This is a genomic window from Nonomuraea thailandensis (assembly GCF_024172165.1).
GTDB lineage: Bacteria > Actinomycetota > Actinomycetes > Streptosporangiales > Streptosporangiaceae > Nonomuraea > Nonomuraea thailandensis.
Genome location: NZ_JAMZEB010000002.1, coordinates 9685961 through 9706233, shown reverse-complemented (window position 1 = coordinate 9706233; position 20273 = coordinate 9685961). Strand labels below are relative to the sequence as shown.

Here is a 20273-nt window from a genome sequence, read left to right as displayed (position 1 = left end):
GTCCTTCTAGGCCCCCGGTGGCAGCTCGTAGCGGATCAGGGCTCTGACCATCCGCATCTCGGCGCGCAGGCGGTGAACCTCCTCGCGCAGCCGCAGGGCTTCGTTCTCGAGCTCGAGAATCCGCTTGATCCCCGCGAGGTTGATGCCCTCTTCCTGGGAGAGCCGCTGCACCTCGCGGAGCTGGATGATGTCTCTCGTGGAGTAGAGGCGGCCGCGCCCCGCCGTGCGGCCAGGACTGACCAGGCCGAGCCGGTCGTACTGGCGCAGCGTCTGCGGGTGGAGCCCGGAGAGCTGCGCGGCCACCGAGATCACATAGACAGGGGTGTCGTCTGACAGGTCGAAGTAGTTGGCGTCCATCGGCTACTCGCTTCTGGCTCGCTGTATGAGCTCTGCGCGCGGGTCCTCGCTCGTGTGCGCGGTGTTGAACTCGTTGAGCAGCTCACGCGACTTGTCGTCGAGCGTCTTCGGCACGACCACCTCGACGCTGGCGAGCAGGTCGCCCTTGGTGCCGTCCTTCCTGGCGACTCCCCTGCCGCGCACGCGGAACGTGCGCCCGTTGGGGGTGCCCGCGGGAATGCGCAGCGTGACCGGCATGCCCTTGAGGATCGGTACCTTGATCTCGGCCCCCAGCGCGGCCTCCGTGAACGTCACGGGAACCGTGATCGTGAGGTTGTCACCAGCCCTGCCGAACACGGCGTGCGGCTTGACGTTCGTCTGGATGTAGAGGTCGCCCGCCGGGCCGCCGTTCTCGCCCGGCGCCCCCTTGCCCTTGAGCTTGACCCGCTGGCCGTCGGCCACCCCCGCGGGAATGCGCGCCTGGATGGTGCGGGTGCTCTTGGCACGGCCGCTGCCCTCGCACACGGGGCAGGGGTCGTCCACGATCAGCCCGCGGCCCTTGCAGTCGCGGCAGGGCTCGGAGAAGGCGAAGTTGCCGAGGTTGCGGCTGGCCGCGCCGGTGCCCTCGCAGGTGGGGCAGACCCTGGGGGTCGTGCCCGCCTTGGCGCCGGTGCCGCTGCACGCGGTGCAGGCGGCGGAGCTGGTCAGCCTGAGTGACACGGTGGTGCCCTCGACGGCTTCGGTGAACGTGAGCGTCACCTCGGACTCGACGTCCTGGCCACGCCGCGGGCGGGTCGTCGCGCCGGTCGTACGGCCGGCGCCGCCGCCGCGGTTGAACAGCCCGCCGAACAGGTCGCCGAGCCGCTCACCCGCGCTGCCGCTCTGCCCGGTCTGCTGGCTGGTGCCGCCGAACAGGTCACCGAAGTCGAACGGGAAACCGCCACCGCCCGGACGCTGGCCGCCCACCCCGGACCCGAACAGCGTGCGCGCCTCGTCGTACTCCTTGCGGCGCTTGCTGTCGGACAGGACGTCGTACGCCTCGGAGACCTCCTTGAACTTGGTCTCCTTGGTGGCGTCGCCCTGGTTGGTGTCGGGGTGGTACTGCCTGGCCAGCTTCCGGTAGGCCTTCTTGATCTCCTCGGCGGTGGCGGTCTTGGGCACACCAAGGACGGCGTAGTAGTCCTTTTCCAGGTAGTCCTTGGTGCTCATCTACGGCCCTTCGTCCTAATGCCTTAGTTTTCGTCGTCATCGGACGCGGCAGGGGCGTCCTCGGGCTCGGCGACGGCCACCCGCGCCGGGCGCAGCACCCTGTCACCCATCCGGTATCCAGGCTGCAACACTTCGACGGCCGTCGGCTCGCTCACGTCCGGCGAATAGCTGTGCATCAGCGCCTCGTGGACGGTCGGGTCGAACGGCTCGCCCTTCTGCCCGAAGGCGCTGAGGCCGAGCTTGGTGAGTGCCGACTCCAGCGACTCCGCCACCTTCGCGAAGCCGCCCGTCAGCTCACCGTGGTCGCGGGCCCTGCCGATGTCGTCGAGCACGGGCAGGAGCTCCGTCAGCGCTCCGGCGACGGCCTGCTCGCGTACCGCGGCGCGGTCGCGCTCGACCCGCCGGCGGTAGTTGACGTACTCGGCCTGGAGGCGCTGCAGGTCCGCGGTCCGCTCGGCGAGCTGGGCCTCCAGCTCGCCGTTGCCGTAGCCGGCCTGCGCCTCGGGCGCCTGCTCGGCCGCCTGGTCGGCGGAGTCCCTGACCTGACCCGTCTCCGGGTCGATCTTGCGGTTGTCGCGGATCACCGGCTCCTCGTGCCCGTTGTCGCGCGGCGGCATCACTGGTCCTTCTTCGGCTGGTCGTCGTCGACGATCTCGGCCTCGACCACGTCGTCGTCGGCCTTCTGCTGACCCTCACCGGCCGTGGCGTCCTGCGGGGCGCCCTCGCCGCCGGCCTGCTGGCCCTGGCTCGCGGCGTAGATCGCCGAGCCCATCTTCTGGCTGACCGTGGCGAGCTTCTCCGCCGAGGTGCGGATGACGTCGGTGTCGGTGCCCTCCAGAGCCTTCTTCAGCTCGGCCAGGGCGTCGTTGACCTCGGTCTTGATCTCGCCGGGGACCTTGTCGTCGTTCTCGCGGAGGAACTTCTCCGTCTGGTAGGCCAGACCGTCCGCGTTGTTGCGGACCTCGGCCTCCTCGCGGCGCTTCTTGTCCTCCTCGGCGTACGACTCCGCCTCGCGCATCATGCGCTCGATGTCGTCCTTCGGCAGCGCGGAGCCGCCGGTGATCGTCATCGTCTGCTCCTTGCCCGTGCCCAGGTCCTTGGCGGAGACGTTGACGATGCCGTTGGCGTCGATGTCGAAGGTGACCTCGATCTGCGGGATGCCGCGCGGGGCCGGCGCGATGCCGGTCAGCTCGAAGGTGGCCAGCTTCTTGTTGTAGGAGGCGATCTCGCGCTCGCCCTGGTAGACCTGGATCTGCACCGACGGCTGGTTGTCCTCGGCCGTGGTGAAGACCTCGGAGCGCTTGGTCGGGATCGTCGTGTTGCGCTCGATGATCTTGGTGAAGATGCCGCCCTTGGTCTCGATGCCCAGCGACAGCGGGGTCACGTCGAGCAGCAGGACGTCCTTGACCTCACCCTTGAGCACGCCGGCCTGGAGCGCGGCGCCGATGGCCACGACCTCGTCGGGGTTGACGCCCTTGTTGGGCTCCTTGCCGCCGGTCAGCTCCTTGACGAGCTCGGAGACGGCGGGCATGCGGGTCGAGCCGCCGACGAGCACCACGTGGGCGATGTCGGAGACCTTGATGCCGGCGTCCTTGATGACCTGGTGGAACGGGCCCTTGGTCCGCTCGAGCAGGTCGGCCGTCAGGCGCTGGAACTCCGAGCGCGTCAGCTTCTCGTCGAGGTGCAGCGGGCCCTCGGAGGAGGCCGTGATGTAGGGGAGGTTGATGTTGGTCTCGGACTGGCTGGACAGCTCGATCTTGGCCTTCTCGGCCGCCTCGCGCAGACGCTGGAGCGCCATCTTGTCCTTGGCCAGGTCGACGCCGTGCGCGTTCTGGAAGCGCTTGACGAGCTCGTCCACGACGCGCTGGTCCCAGTCGTCGCCACCGAGGTGGTTGTCACCGGAGGTGGCCTTGACCTCGACGAAGCCGTGGCCGTCCTCCTGGCCGACGTCGAGCAGCGACACGTCGAAGGTGCCGCCGCCGAGGTCGAAGACGAGGATCGTCTGGTCCTGCTCCTTGTCGAGCCCGTAGGCGAGGGCCGCCGCGGTCGGCTCGTTGATGATGCGGAGCACGTTGAGGCCCGCGACCGTGCCGGCCTCCTTGGTGGCCTGGCGCTGGGCGTCGTTGAAGTAGGCCGGGACGGTGACCACCGCGTCGGTGATCTTCTCGCCCAGGTATGCCTCGGCGTCCTGCTTCAGCTTCTGCAGCACGAAGGCGCTGATCTGCTGCGGCGAGAACTTCTTGCCGTCGATCTCCTGGGACCAGTTGGTGCCCATCTCGCGCTTGACCGAGCGGATCGTGCGGTCCACGTTGGTGACGGCCTGCCGCTTGGCGACCTCGCCGACGAGGACCTCGCCGTTCTTCGCGAAGGCGACCACGGACGGCGTGGTCCGCGAGCCCTGCGCGTTGGCGATGACGGTGGGCTCACCGCCCTCGAGGATCGAGACGACGGAGTTGGTCGTCCCAAGGTCGATACCTACCGCACGTGCCATGAGTACGTCCTTGTAGTCAAAGTTGAGTCGGTTGGACTCAACCTATGGATGCGTGTCGTCTTTGTCAAACGACTTGAGCCTACTCGACTCAACCTCGATGAGCGCGAAAGCATTCCCGCCGAAAGGGCAAGAACGGGCGTGACACTGCACAACACGCGTAACGGACCCGAGCGGTCAGGGGTTCCTCCCGATCGCGGCCCGCTTCACCGGCCCGCAGGCGGGGACGCGGCCGTCCCCCGAGCGGCTCGGTGCGCCGGCGAAAAGGGCGGACCCCCGGAACGGTGGGCGCGTCGCCGGGGGTCCGCTATCGGGGATGGCTCTCAGAGCGGGGTGCTCATGTCGGTCTGGATCTCGGTGGTGCTGAGTGCGCGGTTGTAGATGCGGACTTCGTCGATGAGGCCGTTGAAGTGTTCGCCCCAGAGGCTGTTGCCGCCGATGCGCAGGACGCCGTTGTCGGTGCGGATGGGGCCGCCTGCGGCTCGTTCGCTGGTGAGTGCTCCGTTGACGTAGAGGCGCAGGGTGGTGCCGTCGTAGGTGGCGGCGAGGTGGGTCCAGGTGTTGAGGGGGAGTGAGGCGGTGCCGCCGGTGCCGACTTCGCCGGTGGTGTGGATGACGGTGTGGGGGCGGTTGCTGTCGCTTCCGGCGGACAGGACGTAGGCGAGGTCGCCGGTGTACTGCTTCATGATGACGGTGCGCCAGCTGTTGACGGTGGTGGGGTTGACCCAGGCTTCTAGGGTCATGCCGGTGGTGAGGCGGAGGTTGGGGGCGTCGTTGACGGTGACCCAGCTGGAGGTGCCGTTGAAGGACAGGGCGGGGCCGTACTTGCCGGTGGCGGTCCAGGTGGTGTTGGTGAGGGTGCCGGTGTTGGCGCCCGCGGAGTCGGTGAGCGTGGAGCCCGCGTTCTCGTTCATCCCGTAGGCCGCCACCAGGCCCGGGTTCGCCGGAGGCGTGGTGACGGTGGCCGAGACCTCGGCCGAGGACGGGCTCACGTTGCTGGCCGCGTCGAACGCGCGGATCCGGTAGTGGTACATCCCGGCCGCCATGCCCGCGTCGGTGAACGAGGTGGTCTGCGCCGAGCCCACCTGGTTCGCGCCCGACGGCGTGAAGCCGGGCGTCGTGGACCGGTGCACCGTGTATCCCTCGACGCCCACGTTGTCCGTGGCCGCGGTCCAGGTGAGATGGGCGCTGCCGGGGCCGCCCGTGGCGGCGGGGGAGCCGGGGGCGGTGGGCGCCTGGGTGTCGGGCTCCGGCGCCGCGCCGATCGGGGTGTTCATGTCGGTCTGGATCTGGACGGCGTTGAGTGCGCGGTTGTAGATGCGGACTTCGTCGATGAGGCCGTTGAAGTGTTCGCCCCAGAGGCTGTTGCCGCCGATGCGCAGGACGCCGTTGTCGGTGCGGATGGGGCCGCCTGCGGCTCGTTCGCTGGTGAGTGCTCCGTTGACGTAGAGGCGCAGGGTGGTGCCGTCGTAGGTGGCGGCGAGGTGGGTCCAGGTGTTGAGGGGGAGTGAGGCGGTGCCGCCGGTGCCGACTTCGCCGGTGGTGTGGATGACGGTGTGGGGGCGGTTGCTGTCGCTTCCGGCGGACAGGACGTAGGCGAGGTCGCCGGTGTACTGCTTCATGATGACGGTGCGCCAGCTGTTGACGGTGGTGGGGTTGACCCAGGCTTCTAGGGTCATGCCGGTGGTGAGGCGGAGGTTGGGGGCGTCGTTGACGGTGACCCAGCTGGAGGTGCCGTTGAAGGACAGGGCGGGGCCGTACTTGCCGGTGGCGGTCCAGGTGGTGTTGGTGAGGGTGCCGGTGTTGGCGCCCGCGGAGTCGGTGAGCGTGGAGCCCGCGTTCTCGTTCATCCCGTAGGCCGCCACCAGGCCCGGGGGCGTCTGCACGGCCTCGTACGCGGCCGTGTACGTCGTCGCCGTGGCCGGCGCCACCAGGTTGTGGGTCGCCGCGCCGCCGTCCGACCAGGAGTCGAAGGCGTGCTCACCCTGCGGCGACGGCGCCGTGATCGAGTTGCTGGAGCCCACGATCACCGTCCGGGTGAACGGCGCCACCGTCTGCTCCTGGTTGAAGCCGAGCTGGAGGCCCGGCGGGTCGGTCCGGAAGGTGAGGTTCACGGTCTTCGGCTGCAGCAGCACGCTCTTGGTGTCGGTCAGGCCGTGCTGGTCCGTCACGGTGAGGCGCAGCTCCAGGTGCGACGGGTACTCGTGGTCGGGGGCCTGGAAGGAGCCGGACGCGCCGGTGTACCTGGTGATCTCGTGCTCGTGGCAGGCGCCGGGGCAGTGGTGCATGATCAGGGTCCAGGTCATGCGGGAGCCGGGGATCGAGCCCTCCTCCGGGTCCGCGCCGGTGCCCGAGAAGCCGATGGTGTCGCCGACCGCCCACGTGATGGCGGACGACGGCGTGGTGATCGACGCCGTGGGCGCGGTGTTGCCCACGTTGATGGTGACCGTGGCGTCTCCCTGGCCGCCCTTGTCGTCCCTGACGCGCAGCGCGACCACGTACGAGCCGGTCTGCGTGTACGTGCGCGACGGCGTGGCCGAGGTGGAGTCGTCGAGCTCCCCGTCGCCGTCGAGGTCCCAGGCGTAGGTGACGGGGTCGCCGTCGGCGTCCGTCGAGCCGGCGCCGGAGAAGTTCACCGTCAGCGGGGCGGCGCCCGACGTGGGCGCGGCGCTGATGACGGCCGTGGGCGGCGCGTTGTCGTAGAGGTAGCGGACGATCGTGCCGTTGTCGTAGTCGACCGCGAACAGGTCGCCGTTCGGGCCGGTCTCCAGCTCGACGGTGCCGATGCCGGTGTCGAACGTGGTCACCGTCGCCGGGTCGGGCAGGCCGTTCGCGCCCTTGGTCATCGCCCAGACGCACTTGCGGCTGTAGTCGGAGAAGAACAGGGCGCCGTCGTACGCCTCTGGGTACGTGCCGCCCTCGTAGAAGGCGACGCCGCTGGAGGAGGACTGGCCGCCGGGCGCGCAGGTGTCGCCGGGGTAGAGGCGCTGGCCGTGGTTCCACGCGTAGAACGGCTGGGCGTGCGCCGAGGCGCCGGCCGAGTAGAGGTTCTCGCAGAGGGTGAGGTTGAGCGCGTCGTAGCCGTCCTCCCTGGACGCGCCCTCGTAGCAGGGCCAGCCGAAGTTCGCCACGCCGCCGGTCGGGTCGGTGATCCGGTTGATCTCCTCGTAGGTGCCCCAGCCGACCTCGCCGGACCAGATCTCGTCCGTGCCGGGGCGGTGGGTGATGCGGAACGGGTTGCGCATGCCGTGGGCGACGATCCTGGCGACGTTGGGGTCAGAGTTGCCCGCGTTCGGGTTGCCGGAGGCAGCAGCCCCCGTATCCGGATTTATCCGGATGATGGAGCCGTCCAGGCCGGCCGGGTCGCCGTTCGTCCGCACGTCCTGGGCCCGCAGCGCCCCGCCCTGGGCCGCGGGCGGGGTGAGCGCGGTGCCCACAGCGTTCGGCGGGTCGCCGCAGGGGTTGTCCGGCACCACGTCCGAGCCGGGCAGGTTGTCCTGGCCGTAGTCGGGGAACTGGAAGCTGGCGCCGTCACCGGCCGAGGCGTAGAGCGCGCCGTCGCGGCCGAACTGCAGGTCGCCGACCGAGTGGCTCGGATACTGCTGGCACCAGTCGGTGATCAGCGGGGTCTCGGCGCCCGTGGGGGAGATGACGGACAGGCGGCCGGTGATGCGGCAGCCGTCCGCGGTGGGCCCGGGAGGTGAGGGGCACTCGTCGAAGTCGTCGTTGGCCTGGCCCCAGCGGGGAGCGGCGCCGCCGGGCTCGGCGTCGTAGGAGTAGAGCACGTAGACCCGCGGGTCGGCGGGGAAGCCGGGGTGCAGGGCCAGGCCCAGCAGGCCGCGGTCCCAGAAGTCGTGCACCCGGGTGCGCAGGTCGGCGTACACGGTGGGCGTGGTGTCCGTGAGCGAGTCGAAGACCTTGATGTAGCCGCCCTTCTCGGCCACGAACACGCGCCCGTCGGCGGCGAACTCCACGTTCGTCGGGCTGGTCAGCCCGCTGAAGACGGTCTGCTTCTGGAAGCGCTGGGGCAGGGCGACCGCCTGGGGCGCCAGCGCGACGAGGCCGGTCAGGATCAGGGCAGCGGAAACTAGGCAGCGTAACAGCCGTCTCACGGGTCCCCCCATTGGAGCGTGACATCACCCCCGGCGCCCCCACGCCATGGTGCTCTGATCGATGTATCGCAAGTAATCGATCATTTGTCACTGGGGTTGTCCGTAAGTGGACATTTCGCTACTTGGCGCCGTCCACGATCTTGCGCTTGCCCAGGGACTTCTTAAGCTTGACGGTCGTCGTCTTCTCGACCGCGATCATGATGCACGACATGTTCTTCGCCTTGGGCGACGTGCCCTCGTACAGGGTGATCGTGACCTTCTTCGCGGTCTCCTTCACCTTGACCCGGTCGAGCACCGTGCACGGCTCCACCCCCGACCACCACGTGAGCTGGACCTTCTTGCCCTTCGAGACCGCCTTGGCCCTGGTCCAGCGGATCTTGTGGACGTTGATGGCGTCGCCCGTCGGCTTGACCGGCTGAGGATCCTTCGCCGCGGGGGTCGTGGTCACCGGGTTCGACACGACCGGGTTCGAGACGGCCGGAGGCTTCTGCGCGGCCGAGGTGGAGGCCCGCTCGGCCGGCGGGGCTGTCGTGCCGCAGCTCGTGGCGAGCGCCAGACATCCGGCCAGGAGAGTCGCTGTCATTGTCCGCATACCCATACGACGGATCACAGCGCCCGGCGGTTCAGGTGACTAGTGTGGTGCGCGTGCTCCGACAGGCCATGCTCGCCCTTTCGAAGAGCCGGCGCGCCGAGCGGCTCGTCACCACCTCGCCGCTGACCGCGGACGTGGTCAGGCGATACGTCGCCGACGACATCGCAGCCGTGGTCGGCGCGCTGACCCGCGACGGGCTCCTGGTCAGCGCCGACCACCTCGGCGAGGAGGTGCACGACCCGGCCCAGGCCGAGGCGGCCGTCGCCACCTACGTCTCGCTGCTCGCCCTGCTGCCCCCGGGCTCCGACGTGTCGGTCAAGCTCACCGCGCTGGGGCTGCGGCAGTCGCAGCGGCTCGCCACCGCCAACGCCGCCGCCATCTGCGCGGCCGCGGCGGACAAGGACGTCACCGTGACCCTCGACGCCGAGGAGCACGACACGGTCCCGGGGCTGCACGCCGTGCACGCCGCGCTGCGCAGGGACCATCCCGACGTGGGGGTGGTCGTGCAGGCGTACCTGCCCGACTCGCTCGACCGCTGCGAGAAGCTCGGCGGGGCGCGGGTGCGGCTGTGCAAGGGGGCGTACACGGCGCCCGGGGCGTACACCAGGCCCGCCGACATCGACCGCTCCTTCGTGCGGTGCCTGAAGGTGCTGATGGCCGGCACCGGCTATCCGATGGTCGCCACCCACGACCCGCGGCTGCTGCGGATCGCCTCGGCGCTGGCCGTGCTCGACGGGCGGGACATGACCGGCTTCGAGTACCAGATGTTGTACGGGGTGCGGCCCGAGGAGCAGGCCCGCCTGGCCGGGCTGGGCGCGCGGGTGCGCGTCTACGTGCCCTTCGGCTCCGACTGGTACGCCTACCTCATGCGGCGCCTGGCCGAACGCCCCCGCAATCTGGCCTTCTTCCTCCGCTCGCTGCTGTCGCGCGGCTGACCGGCCCCGGGCCCACGCTTTCCCAGCCGCTAGGCTGCCAGGTCAGCGTCTACTTCCTTCGAGGGGCCGAAATGATCGCGATTCTGGGCACGGGCAAGATGGGCGAGGCTCTGCTGTCCGGGCTGCTGCGCGCCGGGTTCAAGCCGGGCGACATCATGGCGACCACGCGCAGGGCCGAGCGCGCGGAGGCGCTGCGCGAGACGTACGGCGTGCGCACCGTGTCCAACTCCGAGGCCGCCAAGGCCGCCGACACGCTCATCCTGGCGGTCAAGCCGCAGGACATGGGGTCGCTGCTGGCCGAGATCGCCCCCCACGTGCCCGCCGAGCGGCTGGTGATCTCCGCGGCGGCGGGCATCACCACGTCGTTCGTGGAGCAGCGGCTGGGGGTGGAGGTGCCGGTGGTGCGGGTCATGTCGAACACGCCGATCCGGTTCGACGAGGCGATGAGCGTGATCTCGGCGGGGGCGTACGCGGGGGAGGAGCACCTGAAGCTGGCCGAGGGGCTGCTGAAGCCGGTCGGCAAGGTGCTGCGGATCCCCGAGTCGCAGCAGGACGCCGCGACGGCGCTGTCCGGGAGCGGGCCCGCCTACTTCTTCTACCTGGTCGAGGCCATGGTGGACGCGGGCATCCTGCTCGGCATGCCGCGGGCCGCCGCGCTCGACATGGTCACGCAGTCGATCGTGGGCGCGGCGGTGATGCTGCGCGACTCGGGGGAGCACCCGGTGATCCTGCGCGAGGCCGTCACGTCGCCGGGCGGGACGACGATCGCCGCCATCGCGGAGCTGGAGCGCCACAGCGTGCGCGCCGCCTTCCTGGCCGCCATCGAGGCCGCCCGCGACCGGGGCCGCCAGCTCGCGTCGGGGTGATCTTCGGCCGGGCCACCCCCGCACCGGCCCGAGCGGGCGCTTGTGCGGGCAGGTGGCGGGGCTCCACGATGGGTCGGGTGACGATTCGTTACGGGGCCGCCCCGTTGCTCGTCCTTTTAGCGCTGACCGGCTGCACCTCCGAAGAGCCGGCCACCGTCCAGGTCGCCGACGTCCGGAGGGCTCCGGTCACCGAGGTCGTCGAGGCGCCCGCCACCATCGGGGCGCGGGCCTCCGCGACGTTGCGCTCGCCCGCCCAGGGCACGATCGCCAAGCTCCACGTCCGCGACGGCGACCGCGTCCGCAAGGGGCAGATCGTGGCCAGGATCCGCTCGCCGCAGGCCGAGGACCAGCTCCGCCAGGCCCGCCAGGCGTCCGAGACGGCCAGGCCGGCCCGGTTCAGCGCCCCGGCCGTGAGCCTGCCGTCGCTCGACACCCGCGCCTTCGACCGCAAGGTGGCGCGGCACTTCGCCCGAGCCCGCGAGGAGGCCGGGAAGGTCGAGGACAAGCGGACCCGCAGGCAGCTCCTGAACGCCATCGACCTGGCCAGGACCCAGCACCAGGCCCAGACCAGGGCGCTGGCCTCCATCACCACCCAGCTCAACCGCTCCGTCAGCGGCCTCATGACCGGCGTCACCAGCGGCCTGACCAGCTCCATGGCCTCGCTGCAGGCCGCCTCCAGGTCCCAGGCCAGGGCCGCGGTCAAGGTGGCCGAGCGGACGGTGAAGTCGCTGACCGTCAAGGCGCCGTTCGCCGGGGTCGTCACGCTCGGCCGGGTGTCGGGCGGCGGCGGAGTGCCCGGCGGCGTCGGGAGCCTGCTCGGCCAGTTGCCAGGCGGGGGCGGCGGGCAGCAGCTGCCCTCGCTGCCCGCCGGCGGGTCCGCTCAGAGCACTCCGGTGGCGGCCGGGGTGCCGGTCTCGCCGGGCGACGCGATCGTCACCGTGACCGACGTGTCCGAGCTCACCCTGGACGCCGACGTGGACGAGACCGACGTGCTGCTCGTGCGCGAGGGCGTGCAGGCGGAGGTCGAGCTGGACGCGGTGCCCGGCGCCACGTACGAGGCCACGGTGACCGGCATCGGGGTCACGCCCATGGAGGGCACCACCGGCGGCGTCAGCTATCCCGTACGCCTCAGGCTCGGCGCGGGCGCGTTCGACGACGGCTCCGAGGCGCCGACGCCCAAGCCGGGCATGAGCGCGGTGGCGCGGCTGACCGTGCGCGAGTCGCCGTCGGCCGTCTCCGCGCCCGCCTCCGCCATCGTCTCCAGCGGGCGCGAGAGCGTGGTCTGGGCGGTCAGGAACGGCGTGGCCGAGCGGCGCGTGGTCAAGCTCGGCGCCCAGGGGGACGCCGTGGTGGAGGTGCTGAGCGGGCTGTCCGTAGGCGAGCGGATCGTGGTCAGGGGAGCGGACTCCGTACGGCAGGGGCAGTCACTGCCATGAGCGGCGGGCTCGCGATCGAGGCGGTCGAGCTGACCCGCAGCTACCAGCTCGACGGCGTGGCCGTCGAGGCGCTGCGGGGTGTCACGCTGCGGATCGGCCAGGGCGAGTTCGCGGCCGTAGTGGGCCCGTCGGGGTCGGGCAAGTCCACGCTCATGCACCTGCTCGGCTGCCTCGACCGCCAGTCCTCGGGCGTGCTCCGGGTGGGCGGGGTGGACATCTCGCGGCTGTCCGACGCGGAGCTGGCCGAGCTGCGGAACAGGACGATCGGGTTCGTCTTCCAGTCCTTCCACCTGCTGGCCAGGACGACGGCGCTGGACAACGTGGCGCTGCCGCTGGTCTACCGGGGGCTGGGCAGGGCCGAGCGGCGGGCCAGGGCCCGTGCGGCGCTGGAGTCGGTGGGGCTCGGGCACCGCCTGCACCACCGGCCCTCGCAGATGTCCGGCGGTGAGCAGCAGCGCGTGGCCATCGCCAGGGCATTGGTGGGCGAGCCCGAGGTGCTGCTGGCCGACGAGCCCACCGGGAACCTCGACACCGCGAGCGGGGCCGAGGTGATGGCCATCCTCGACCGGCTCAACGCCGAGGGCGGCATGGCGGTGGTGCTGGTCACGCACGAGGCCGAGGTGGCCGCCCACGCCAGGCGGCAGATCCACGTACGGGACGGCCTGATCGAGCGGGACGACGGCCCAGGAGGGGCGGCGGCTGATGAGGAGCGGTGAGGCGCTGGCCATGGCGCTGGAGGCGCTGCGCGTGAACCGGCTGCGCAGCGTGCTCACCATGCTGGGCGTGATCATCGGCGTGCTGGCCGTGGTGATCCTCGTGGCCATCGGCACCGGTGCGAAGGACGAGATCGAGAAGCAGATCTCCGGCCTCGGCACGAACATCATCCTCGTCGTCCCCGGCCGCATCAGCCTCGGCGCGGCGCCCACGCAGAGCAAGCTGGGCCTGGCCGACGTGGCCTACGTGCGGCGGGTCGTGGGCGACCCGTCGAAGGTGACGGTGTCGCTGCAGTCGGGCGAGACCGTGCGCGTGGGCAGGACCGAGGCGTTCGTCACGGTGATCGGCACCGACCAGAACCTGGTCAACATCTTCGAGCGGCCCGTCGCCAAGGGACGCCCGCTGAGCGGGACCGACGTGGACACCCGGCGCAGGGTGGCGGTGCTCGGCTCGGAGGTGGCCGACCGGCTGTTCGGCGAGCTGGACCCGATCGGGCGGCAGGTGACGGTGGCGGGTGCGAGGTTCCGGGTGGTCGGCGTGTACGCCACGGTGGGGCAGACGTTCGGGCTCTCCCGCGACCAGGAGATCCACGTCCCGGTGACGACCGCGCAGCGGCTGCTCGGGATCGAGCGGATCAACGGGATGGCGGTGGGCGCGTCCGGGCCCGACGAGATCGACCCGCTGTCGGACCGGGTGACGGCGGCGCTGCGGGACAGGTATCCGGGCGAGCAGTTCTCGGCGGTCACGCAGACCGCGCTGCTCGGCACGATCGGCAGCGTGCTGGGCATGCTCACCGGCGTGCTGGCGGCCATCGCGGGCATCTCGCTGCTGGTCGGCGGCGTCGGCGTGTCGAACATCATGCTGGTCAGCGTGCGGGAGCGGACCAGGGAGATCGGGCTGCGCAAGGCGCTGGGGGCCAGGCAGCGCGACATCCTGGCGCAGTTCCTGATCGAGGCGGTGCTGCTGACGACGATCGGCGGGCTCATCGGCATCCTGCTCGGGGTGGGCGGCTCGTTGGCCATCGCGGCGCTCACGGAGGTGCCGGCGTCGATCACGTGGTGGTCGATCGTGCTGGCGTTCGGGGTGTCGGCGGCGGTCGGGGTGTTCTTCGGCGTGGCGCCGGCGCGAAGGGCGGGCCGGTTGGACCCGGTGATCGCCCTCCGCGCCGAGTGAGCGCTGCCTACGCCGGGCTCAGGCGTCGCGCCGCTGCATGAGGAGCGCGCCCGCGACCGTGGCGACGGCGATCCAGGCCAGGTAGACGCCGAACCCGCCCCACGGTGTGAGCGAGTCGCTGCCCTGCCCGGCGACGAGCAACTGGCCGGCGTTGGTGGTGAAGTACTCGGCCACGACCTTGCCCCACTGCCCGGGGAGCTGGTTGGCCACCTGGGGCAGCACCAGCATGAGCGCGATGGCCGCCACGATCGCGCCGGGCGTGTGCCGGACGAGCGTCCCGAGCCCCAGCCCGAAGATGCCGCAGGCGGTCAGGTAGAGCGAGGAGCCGACCAGCGCGCGGACGACCTCGCCTGCCGCGAGGTCCGGCGGCTGGGTGAAGGCCAGCCCCACGCCGAGCGCGGCGGCGGAGGCGAGCGCCGAGACGACCAGCGAGGTCGCGCCGAACACGAGGAGCTTGCCGGTGAGCAGGTTCATCCGCTTGGGCACGCTCAGCAGCGAGGTGCGGATGCCGCCGGTGCGGTACTCGCTGGAGATCACCAGCACGCCCAGCGTGGCGATGGCGAGCTGCGCGAACATGATGCCGAGCAGGCTCGCGGCGATCCCCTGACCGGCGGGGACGGGCCCCTCGGCGGTGCTCTTGACGGAGGCGCTGAGCAGCGCCGACAGGCCCACCATCAACCCGAACGTGGCGGCCAGCGTCCACACCGTCGAGCGCACCGAGCGGATCTTCGTCCATTCGGACCTGAGGATGTCGATCATGCCGAGAACTCCAGACTGTCCTTGGTCAGCTCCATGTAGGCCGCCTCCAGCGAGGGCTGCACGAACGTCAGCTCCTCCAGCGGGATGCCGGCCCTGGCGGTCAGGGTGCCGATCTCGAGCGTGCTCATCGCGGTCACCCGCAGGTGGTCGGGGTGCAGCTCGCCGACCTTGACCAGCTCGGCCACCTCGGCCAGCCGGGGCGAGCGGACCCGTACGTACCCCTGGGAGCTGCGGCCGATGAACTCCTGCACGCTCGTGTCGGCGATCAGCGCGCCCCTGCCGATGACGATCAGGTGGTCGGCGGTCTGCGCCATCTCGCTCATCAGATGGCTGGAGACGAACACCGCCCGCCCCTCGGCGGCCAGCTCGCGCATGAACGTGCGGATCCACAGGATTCCGTCAGGGTCGAGCCCGTTGACGGGCTCGTCGAACAGCAGGATCTCGGGGTCGCCGAGCAGCGCCGCGGCGATGCCGAGCCGCTGCGACATGCCCAGCGAGAAGCCGCCGACCCGCCGCCTGGCCACCTCGCGCAGCCCGACGGCCTCCAGCACCTCCTCCACGCGGGAGGCCGGGATGCCGTTGCTCTGCGCGATGGCGAGCAGGTGATTGCGGGCGCTGCGCCCGCCGTGCACGGCCTTGGCGTCGAGCAGCGCGCCCACCTTGCGCAGGGGGTGCCGCAGCTCGGCGTAGGGGCGCCCGGCCACGAGCACGGACCCGCCGGACGGGTGGTCGAGGCCGAGGATCATGCGCATGGTGGTCGACTTGCCCGCGCCGTTGGGGCCGAGGAAGCCGGTCACCTGACCCGGCTCGACGTCGAACGACAGGTCTGCGACGGCCATGGTCGAGCCGTAGCGCTTGCTCAGGTTCGTTGCTCGAATCGCGGTCATGATTCGAGAGTGCCGTCGCGCCCGCCGGTTTTCTTCCTGCCAGGGAACCGTTCGCCGGGCGCCGGGGTAGGACCGTGGTCCTACTCTCCAGGGTGGACCAGCGCCGCCTCGTAGGCGATGATCACGGCCTGCGCGCGGTCCCGGACGCCGAGCTTGGCGAACAGGCTCGTGACGTGGTTCTTCACGGTCGAGGGGGAGACGGCCAGGCCGGCGGCGATCTCCGCGTTCGACCGGCCGCGGGCGATCAGCACGAGGATCTCCCGCTCGCGGTCCGTGAGCCCCGACAGCTCGGCGGGCGCGGTGCGCGGGGGCGAGGTGCGCACGAACGTGCCGATGAGCCGGGTCAGCAGGCGCGGCGCGACGGCCGACTCGCCCCGGTGCACGACGCGCACGCCCTCGATCAGCTCCTCGGGGGAGACGTCCTTGGGCAGGAACCCGTCGGCGCCCGCCCGCAGCGCGGCCACCACGTTCTCGTCCAGGTCGAACGTGCTCAGCGCGAGCACCCGCACGCCGGGCAGCTCCGTGGTGATCAGCTCGGTCGCGCGCACGCCGTCCATGCCGGGCATGTGCAGGTCCATCAGCACCACGTCTGGGCGCAGCCGCCTGCTCAGCTCCACGGCCTGCTCGCCGTCCGCCGCCTCGCCGACCACGCTCAGGTCGGGCTGCGCGTCGAGCATGAGCTTGAAGCCCGTACGGACGAGCGCGTGGTCGTCGGCCAGCAGGACACTGATCATGCCTTCTCCAGTGGTAAGCGGGCGTGCACGCGGAAGCCGCCTTCCGGCCGGGGCCCGGTGGACAACTGGCCGCCGCACAGGGCCACCCGCTCGGCCATGCCGCCGAGCCCGAAGCCCGGCGCGCCGTCGTCCTTCGGCAGGCCGTCGTCGAGCACCTCGACCTCCACGGCAGAGCTCTCGTAGGCCAGGCGCACGCTGGCCCTGGCGCCGGCCGCGTGCTTGCGGGTGTTGGTCAGCGCCTCCTGCACGATCCGGTAGACGGCGTGGTCCACGGCGGCGGGCAGCTCGACGGGCTCCCCCGTCACGGTCAGGTGGGCCGGCAGGCCCGCGGACCTGGCCTCCTTGATCAGCGCGGGCAGGCGGTCGGCGCCCACGCCGGTGGCGGCGTCAGGCCCCTCGTTGCCGTCGGCCCGCAGCACGTCGAGCAGGCGGCGCATCTCCGACATCGCCTGGCGGGCGGTCTGCTCGGCGCTCTCCAGGGCCTCCCTGGTGACCGCCTGCTCCGCCGGCAGCGTGGCGCGCGCGCCGCCGACCAGCGCGTTGATCACGGTGATGTGGTGCGCGACCACGTCGTGCAGCTCCCTGGCGATGCGCCGCCGCTCGGCGCGCACGGCGGCGTCGGCGACCTCGCGCCTGCCGCGCTCGTTCAGCTCGGCCCTGAGCCGGACGAGCTGGCCGAGGCCCACGGGTATGGCGACCATGAACAGGGCCGTCGCCCAGGCGGCCTGGATCGGGGTGCCCAGCTCCATCACGAGGGTGTAGAAGAGCCAGGTCACCGCCGAGGCGATCACGGTGGTGCGGCCGGTGGTGAAGCGGCTGAGGCTGTAGAGGGCGACGGTCGTGGCGACGTTGGGGGAGTCGACGAGACCGGTCAGGATGCACACCGTGTCCACGGCGGCCACCAGGGCCATGGTCGTGATCGGCCGGTTGCGCCGCCAGAGCAGGGGCAGCACGGTCAGCAGGTAGTGCACGTTGCCCAGCGCGAGCCGGCTGTCGCCCAGGGTCAGTACGGCGACGGCGCCCAGGACCGAGGGGATGGCGAGCACGATCACCAGCGTCCGGTCGAAGACCTTGGGACGCTGGAAGAATCGCACGATCTTCATGAAGGTCCGCGCCGCGGGCACGCTCAAACCCTAGTTCAGGAAATGTCACCCTTGTCGGGGACGATCAACCCGGGCTACAACCGGGCGTCTGCCCTGCGGTAACGTCGGCGCAAGGCGAGGGACACGCGGAGGGGTTGGCATGAGCCGGTCGGCACGGGTGATCTGGGACGACGCTCTCACCTCCTACAACTTCGGCCCGAGCCATCCACTCGCCCCCGTGCGGGTGGAGCTCACCATGGCGCTCGCCCGCGAGCTCGGTGTGCTCGACAAGGTCGAGATGAGCGGCTGCGGCCCCGCGAGCGACGACGAGCTGGCCATGTTGCACGACCGCGGCTACATCGAGGCCGTCAAGCGGGTGTCCGTCTCCGGCAGGCCCGACCTGGCCGTGGGGCTCGGCACGACCGACAATCCGGCGTTCGCGGGCGTGCACGAGGCGTCCGCGCTGATCGCCGGGGCCTCGCTGGCCGCCGCCCGCTCGGTGTGGGAGGGCGCGGCCGAGCACGCGGTCAACGTCGCGGGCGGGCTGCACCACGCCATGCCCGCCGCGGCCAGCGGGTTCTGCGTCTACAACGATCCGGCGCTGGCCATCGCGTGGCTGCTGCGGCAGGGCGTGGGCCGCGTCGCGTACGTGGACGTGGACGTGCACCACGGCGACGGCGTGCAGGCGGTGTTCTACGACGACCCGAGGGTGCTGACGATCAGCCTGCACGAGAGCCCGCGCACGCTGTTCCCCGGCACGGGCTTCCCCGAGGAGACCGGGGCCGCGGGCACGGCCGTCAACGTCGCGCTCCCGGCCGGCACGGGCGACTCCGGGTGGTTGCGGGCCTTCCACGCGGTGGTGCCGCTGCTGCTGCACGAGTTCCGGCCCGAGATCCTGGTGACGCAGCACGGCTGCGACAGCCACGCGCTCGACCCCCTGGCCAACCTCATGCTCAGCGTCGACGGCCAGCGGGCCGCGTACGCCGCGCTGCACCGCCTGGCCCACGAGACGGCGGGCGGCCGGTGGATCGCCACCGGCGGGGGCGGTTACGAGCTGGTGCAGGTGGTGCCGCGGGTGTGGACGCACCTCATCGCCGAGTTGTCGGGTCATCCGGTCGATCCGGCGACGCCGACGGGTGAGGGCTGGCGGCAGTTCGTACGGGAGCGTACGGGGGAGACCCCGCCGCTGACCATGACGGACGGCCGAAACCCGGAATTTCGAGACTTGTCCGGTGGTTATGATCCAGCGGACCCCATTGACCGTGCGGTCATGGCGACCCGAAACGCGGTGTTCCCCCTGCACGGCCTCGATCCGATGCCCTGACCGAGGCGCACGGCCTCGCTCCGTAGCCCTGACGAGGAAGAACCAGTGCTGAGCCGCGACGAACTCCGAGATCATCTTGTATACAGCCGCATAGCCGGCGATGTCGCGACCCCCCGCGAGAACAACCTGGACCACTACAGCTCGCTGGCCAACGGCGACCCGTACTACGCGCTGGGCCTGACCTTCGACCAGCCGTGGTCGTACCGCGACATCCTCGCCCTGATGGCCAAGTCCGCCGGCGTGGTCTCCGACCCCGGCCACCGCTGGGGCCAGGACACCATCGACCCCGACCTGACGATCGACGCGATCGACGCCATGGCCGAGCGCATCGCCGCGGTGCTGGCGCGGCCGGAGCCGCGCATCCTGTTCGCCACCGGGCACCCCACCGGCCTGCTGGCCGTCCACCTGCCGCTGGCCGCCCTCTGCGCGGCCAGGGGAGCCCGGCTGCTGTCCCCCGCCGAGGGGTGGACGTACGCGGGGTCGGGTTTCGGTCGTCCCAGAAGGATCCGTTATCTCCAGGACATCGCCATGCTCGACGACCGCGGCGCGCTGGTGCACACCCACGACGCGGCCCCGATGCGGCACATGCTGCAGAAGCTGAACGGCGACCTCCCGGACCTCGTGATCGCCGACCACGGCTGGGCGGGAGCGGCCGGAGAGGCGGGTGTGCCGACAGTGGCGTTCGCCGACTGCAACGACCCCGGGCTCTTCGTCGGTGAGGCGGAAGGCAAGCTTGACGTGGTCGTGCCACTCGACGACAACGTGCTACCGCGCTACTACGCTCCGTTGACCGAGCGGTTGGTCACAGGAGTCTCACAAGCCCTTTGAGTCTAATTCGGTCATCCCCATACCGTCTTTTCGCGCCTGCATTCCAAGAGGCTCGCTGTCCCTTTGCCAACTTTTGACGGGGCTCCGGCGACTCTTATGTGTGGCAACTTGGACAGTTCCAACGTCCATGTGCGGTGCTAGGCCAGGCTGCTGGCCAGCGATTTCGTTGGTTCGGCTGACAGGTGGCTCCGGCAGTTGAGAAACTAGGGGGTTTGCGCACTCGGAGTCCCGACTTACGCTGACGGCAGTACACGTGCGTGAGCAATGGCACCAGTGGGGATAACCCGGAAACACGTGCGGAAGAGGCGTCCGATGGGTGCAGGCGAAAGACCTCTCAGCGAGGTGAAGTTCCTGACCGTCGCAGAAGTGGCGACGGTCATGAGGGTGTCCAAGATGACGGTGTACCGGCTCGTCCACTCGGGAGAGCTGCCGGCCATCAGAGTCGGCCGATCGTTCAGGGTGCCTGAGCAGGCGGTACACGACTATCTGCGGGAGGCCTACATCGAGGCAGGTTGACGTAGCGACACGCCGAGTCGTGTCGTGAATGCTCTCGCGGGAGAGGCCCGGCCGCCGCTGGTGCGGCCGGGCTCTCACCCCCCGAGGGGCGATCTACCGTGGATCGCCGGTAGTCTGTGAGCCGGTGTGCGCTCGCACTCCGGTTCAGACGTGCTATCAGTACCTGGGGGTCCCGTGGGCTCTGTCATCAAGAAGCGCCGCAAGCGGATGGCTAAGAAGAAGCACCGCAAGCTGCTCAAGAAGACGCGCATCCAGCGGCGCAACAAGAAGTAATCGACGCAG

The 20273-nt window shown here is 70.8% G+C and carries 18 protein-coding genes and 1 pseudogene; 9 read left to right on the top strand and 10 right to left on the bottom strand.

The features are described 5' to 3' along the window. Window positions 1–33: 33 nt before the first annotated feature. From HD597_RS48690 to HD597_RS48665, 6 genes and pseudogenes are all read right to left on the bottom strand, one after another. Window positions 34–357: pseudogene (locus tag HD597_RS48690) on the bottom strand (heat shock protein transcriptional repressor HspR); the annotation flags it as partial. A gap of 3 nt (window positions 358–360) precedes the next feature. Beyond that, the gene (dnaJ, locus tag HD597_RS48685) at window positions 361–1545 is read right to left on the bottom strand and encodes a molecular chaperone DnaJ (RefSeq protein ID WP_253753834.1); all 1185 of its coding nucleotides are present in this window, start codon (window positions 1543–1545) and stop codon (window positions 361–363) included. 23 nt (window positions 1546–1568) lie between these two features. Then, window positions 1569–2162 (bottom strand): nucleotide exchange factor GrpE, encoded by a 594-nt coding sequence (gene grpE / locus HD597_RS48680; RefSeq protein WP_253753831.1) that lies wholly within the window; start codon window positions 2160–2162, stop codon window positions 1569–1571. After that, window positions 2162–4036, bottom strand: coding sequence for a molecular chaperone DnaK (gene dnaK / locus HD597_RS48675; RefSeq protein ID WP_253753830.1), 1875 nt, complete (start codon window positions 4034–4036; stop codon window positions 2162–2164). Before dnaK ends, grpE begins: the two co-directional genes overlap by 1 nt. Before the next feature lie 320 nt (window positions 4037–4356). Beyond that, entirely contained in the window at window positions 4357–8145 is a 3789-nt protein-coding gene (locus tag HD597_RS48670; RefSeq protein WP_253753828.1) for a LamG-like jellyroll fold domain-containing protein, read from the bottom strand. 118 nt (window positions 8146–8263) lie between these two features. Then, window positions 8264–8728 (bottom strand): hypothetical protein, encoded by a 465-nt coding sequence (locus HD597_RS48665; protein WP_253753826.1) that lies wholly within the window; start codon window positions 8726–8728, stop codon window positions 8264–8266. 62 nt (window positions 8729–8790) lie between these two features. Between HD597_RS48665 and HD597_RS48660 the strand changes: the two genes are divergently transcribed. From HD597_RS48660 to HD597_RS48640, 5 genes are all read left to right on the top strand, one after another. After that, entirely contained in the window at window positions 8791–9672 is an 882-nt protein-coding gene (locus tag HD597_RS48660) for a proline dehydrogenase family protein (RefSeq protein ID WP_253753824.1), read from the top strand. 71 nt (window positions 9673–9743) lie between these two features. Beyond that, window positions 9744–10538 (top strand): pyrroline-5-carboxylate reductase, encoded by a 795-nt coding sequence (proC, locus tag HD597_RS48655; RefSeq protein WP_253753822.1) that lies wholly within the window; start codon window positions 9744–9746, stop codon window positions 10536–10538. A 77-nt stretch (window positions 10539–10615) separates the two neighbouring features. Then, window positions 10616–11974: an efflux RND transporter periplasmic adaptor subunit gene (locus tag HD597_RS48650; RefSeq protein WP_253753820.1), complete on the top strand. Its 1359-nt coding sequence runs from the start codon at window positions 10616–10618 to the stop codon at window positions 11972–11974. Continuing rightward, complete coding sequence (locus HD597_RS48645; protein ID WP_253753818.1) at window positions 11971–12690, top strand: ABC transporter ATP-binding protein; 720 nt, start codon at window positions 11971–11973, stop codon at window positions 12688–12690. Before HD597_RS48650 ends, HD597_RS48645 begins: the two co-directional genes overlap by 4 nt. Continuing rightward, window positions 12677–13861, top strand: coding sequence for an ABC transporter permease (locus HD597_RS48640; protein WP_253753816.1), 1185 nt, complete (start codon window positions 12677–12679; stop codon window positions 13859–13861). Before HD597_RS48645 ends, HD597_RS48640 begins: the two co-directional genes overlap by 14 nt. Before the next feature lie 18 nt (window positions 13862–13879). Here the strand turns inward: HD597_RS48640 and HD597_RS48635 are convergent, their stop codons facing one another. The 4 genes from HD597_RS48635 to HD597_RS48620 form a co-directional block, all read right to left on the bottom strand. Beyond that, on the bottom strand, window positions 13880–14620 hold the full coding sequence (locus tag HD597_RS48635) for an ABC transporter permease subunit (protein ID WP_253753814.1): 741 nt from the start codon (window positions 14618–14620) through the stop codon (window positions 13880–13882). Continuing rightward, window positions 14617–15507 carry an ABC transporter ATP-binding protein gene (locus HD597_RS48630; RefSeq protein ID WP_253753812.1) on the bottom strand — a complete coding sequence of 297 codons (891 nt, stop codon included), beginning with the start codon at window positions 15505–15507 and terminating at the stop codon, window positions 14617–14619. Before HD597_RS48630 ends, HD597_RS48635 begins: the two co-directional genes overlap by 4 nt. Before the next feature lie 80 nt (window positions 15508–15587). Next, window positions 15588–16241, bottom strand: coding sequence for a response regulator (locus HD597_RS48625; protein ID WP_253753810.1), 654 nt, complete (start codon window positions 16239–16241; stop codon window positions 15588–15590). Next, window positions 16238–17344: a sensor histidine kinase gene (locus HD597_RS48620; RefSeq protein ID WP_253753808.1), complete on the bottom strand. Its 1107-nt coding sequence runs from the start codon at window positions 17342–17344 to the stop codon at window positions 16238–16240. The genes HD597_RS48625 and HD597_RS48620 overlap by 4 nt, the downstream gene beginning before the upstream one ends. Window positions 17345–17483: 139 nt before the next feature. Between HD597_RS48620 and HD597_RS48615 the strand changes: the two genes are divergently transcribed. From HD597_RS48615 to HD597_RS48600, 4 genes are all read left to right on the top strand, one after another. Next, window positions 17484–18647, top strand: a complete 1164-nt coding sequence (locus HD597_RS48615) for an acetoin utilization protein AcuC (RefSeq protein WP_253753806.1) — start codon at window positions 17484–17486, stop codon at window positions 18645–18647. Between the two features lie 45 nt (window positions 18648–18692). Continuing rightward, window positions 18693–19475, top strand: coding sequence for a phosphatase (locus HD597_RS48610; protein WP_253753804.1), 783 nt, complete (start codon window positions 18693–18695; stop codon window positions 19473–19475). 312 nt (window positions 19476–19787) lie between these two features. After that, window positions 19788–19991, top strand: coding sequence for a helix-turn-helix domain-containing protein (locus HD597_RS48605; RefSeq protein WP_026214222.1), 204 nt, complete (start codon window positions 19788–19790; stop codon window positions 19989–19991). 174 nt (window positions 19992–20165) lie between these two features. After that, entirely contained in the window at window positions 20166–20264 is a 99-nt protein-coding gene (locus HD597_RS48600) for a 30S ribosomal protein bS22 (RefSeq protein WP_018654693.1), read from the top strand. Window positions 20265–20273: the final 9 nt, after the last annotated feature.

Coding starts and splice junctions, on each gene's coding strand:
- dnaJ (WP_253753834.1), bottom strand. CDS start 1,545: ATGAGCACCAAGGACTACCTGGAAAAGGACTACTACGCCGTCCTTGGT.
- grpE (WP_253753831.1), bottom strand. CDS start 2,162: ATGCCGCCGCGCGACAACGGGCACGAGGAGCCGGTGATCCGCGACAAC.
- dnaK (WP_253753830.1), bottom strand. CDS start 4,036: ATGGCACGTGCGGTAGGTATCGACCTTGGGACGACCAACTCCGTCGTC.
- HD597_RS48665 (WP_253753826.1), bottom strand. CDS start 8,728: ATGACAGCGACTCTCCTGGCCGGATGTCTGGCGCTCGCCACGAGCTGC.
- proC (WP_253753822.1), top strand. CDS start 9,744: ATGATCGCGATTCTGGGCACGGGCAAGATGGGCGAGGCTCTGCTGTCC.
- HD597_RS48645 (WP_253753818.1), top strand. CDS start 11,971: ATGAGCGGCGGGCTCGCGATCGAGGCGGTCGAGCTGACCCGCAGCTAC.
- HD597_RS48640 (WP_253753816.1), top strand. CDS start 12,677: ATGAGGAGCGGTGAGGCGCTGGCCATGGCGCTGGAGGCGCTGCGCGTG.
- HD597_RS48635 (WP_253753814.1), bottom strand. CDS start 14,620: ATGATCGACATCCTCAGGTCCGAATGGACGAAGATCCGCTCGGTGCGC.
- HD597_RS48630 (WP_253753812.1), bottom strand. CDS start 15,507: ATGACCGCGATTCGAGCAACGAACCTGAGCAAGCGCTACGGCTCGACC.
- HD597_RS48625 (WP_253753810.1), bottom strand. CDS start 16,241: ATGATCAGTGTCCTGCTGGCCGACGACCACGCGCTCGTCCGTACGGGC.
- HD597_RS48620 (WP_253753808.1), bottom strand. CDS start 17,344: ATGAAGATCGTGCGATTCTTCCAGCGTCCCAAGGTCTTCGACCGGACG.
- HD597_RS48615 (WP_253753806.1), top strand. CDS start 17,484: ATGAGCCGGTCGGCACGGGTGATCTGGGACGACGCTCTCACCTCCTAC.
- HD597_RS48605 (WP_026214222.1), top strand. CDS start 19,788: ATGGGTGCAGGCGAAAGACCTCTCAGCGAGGTGAAGTTCCTGACCGTC.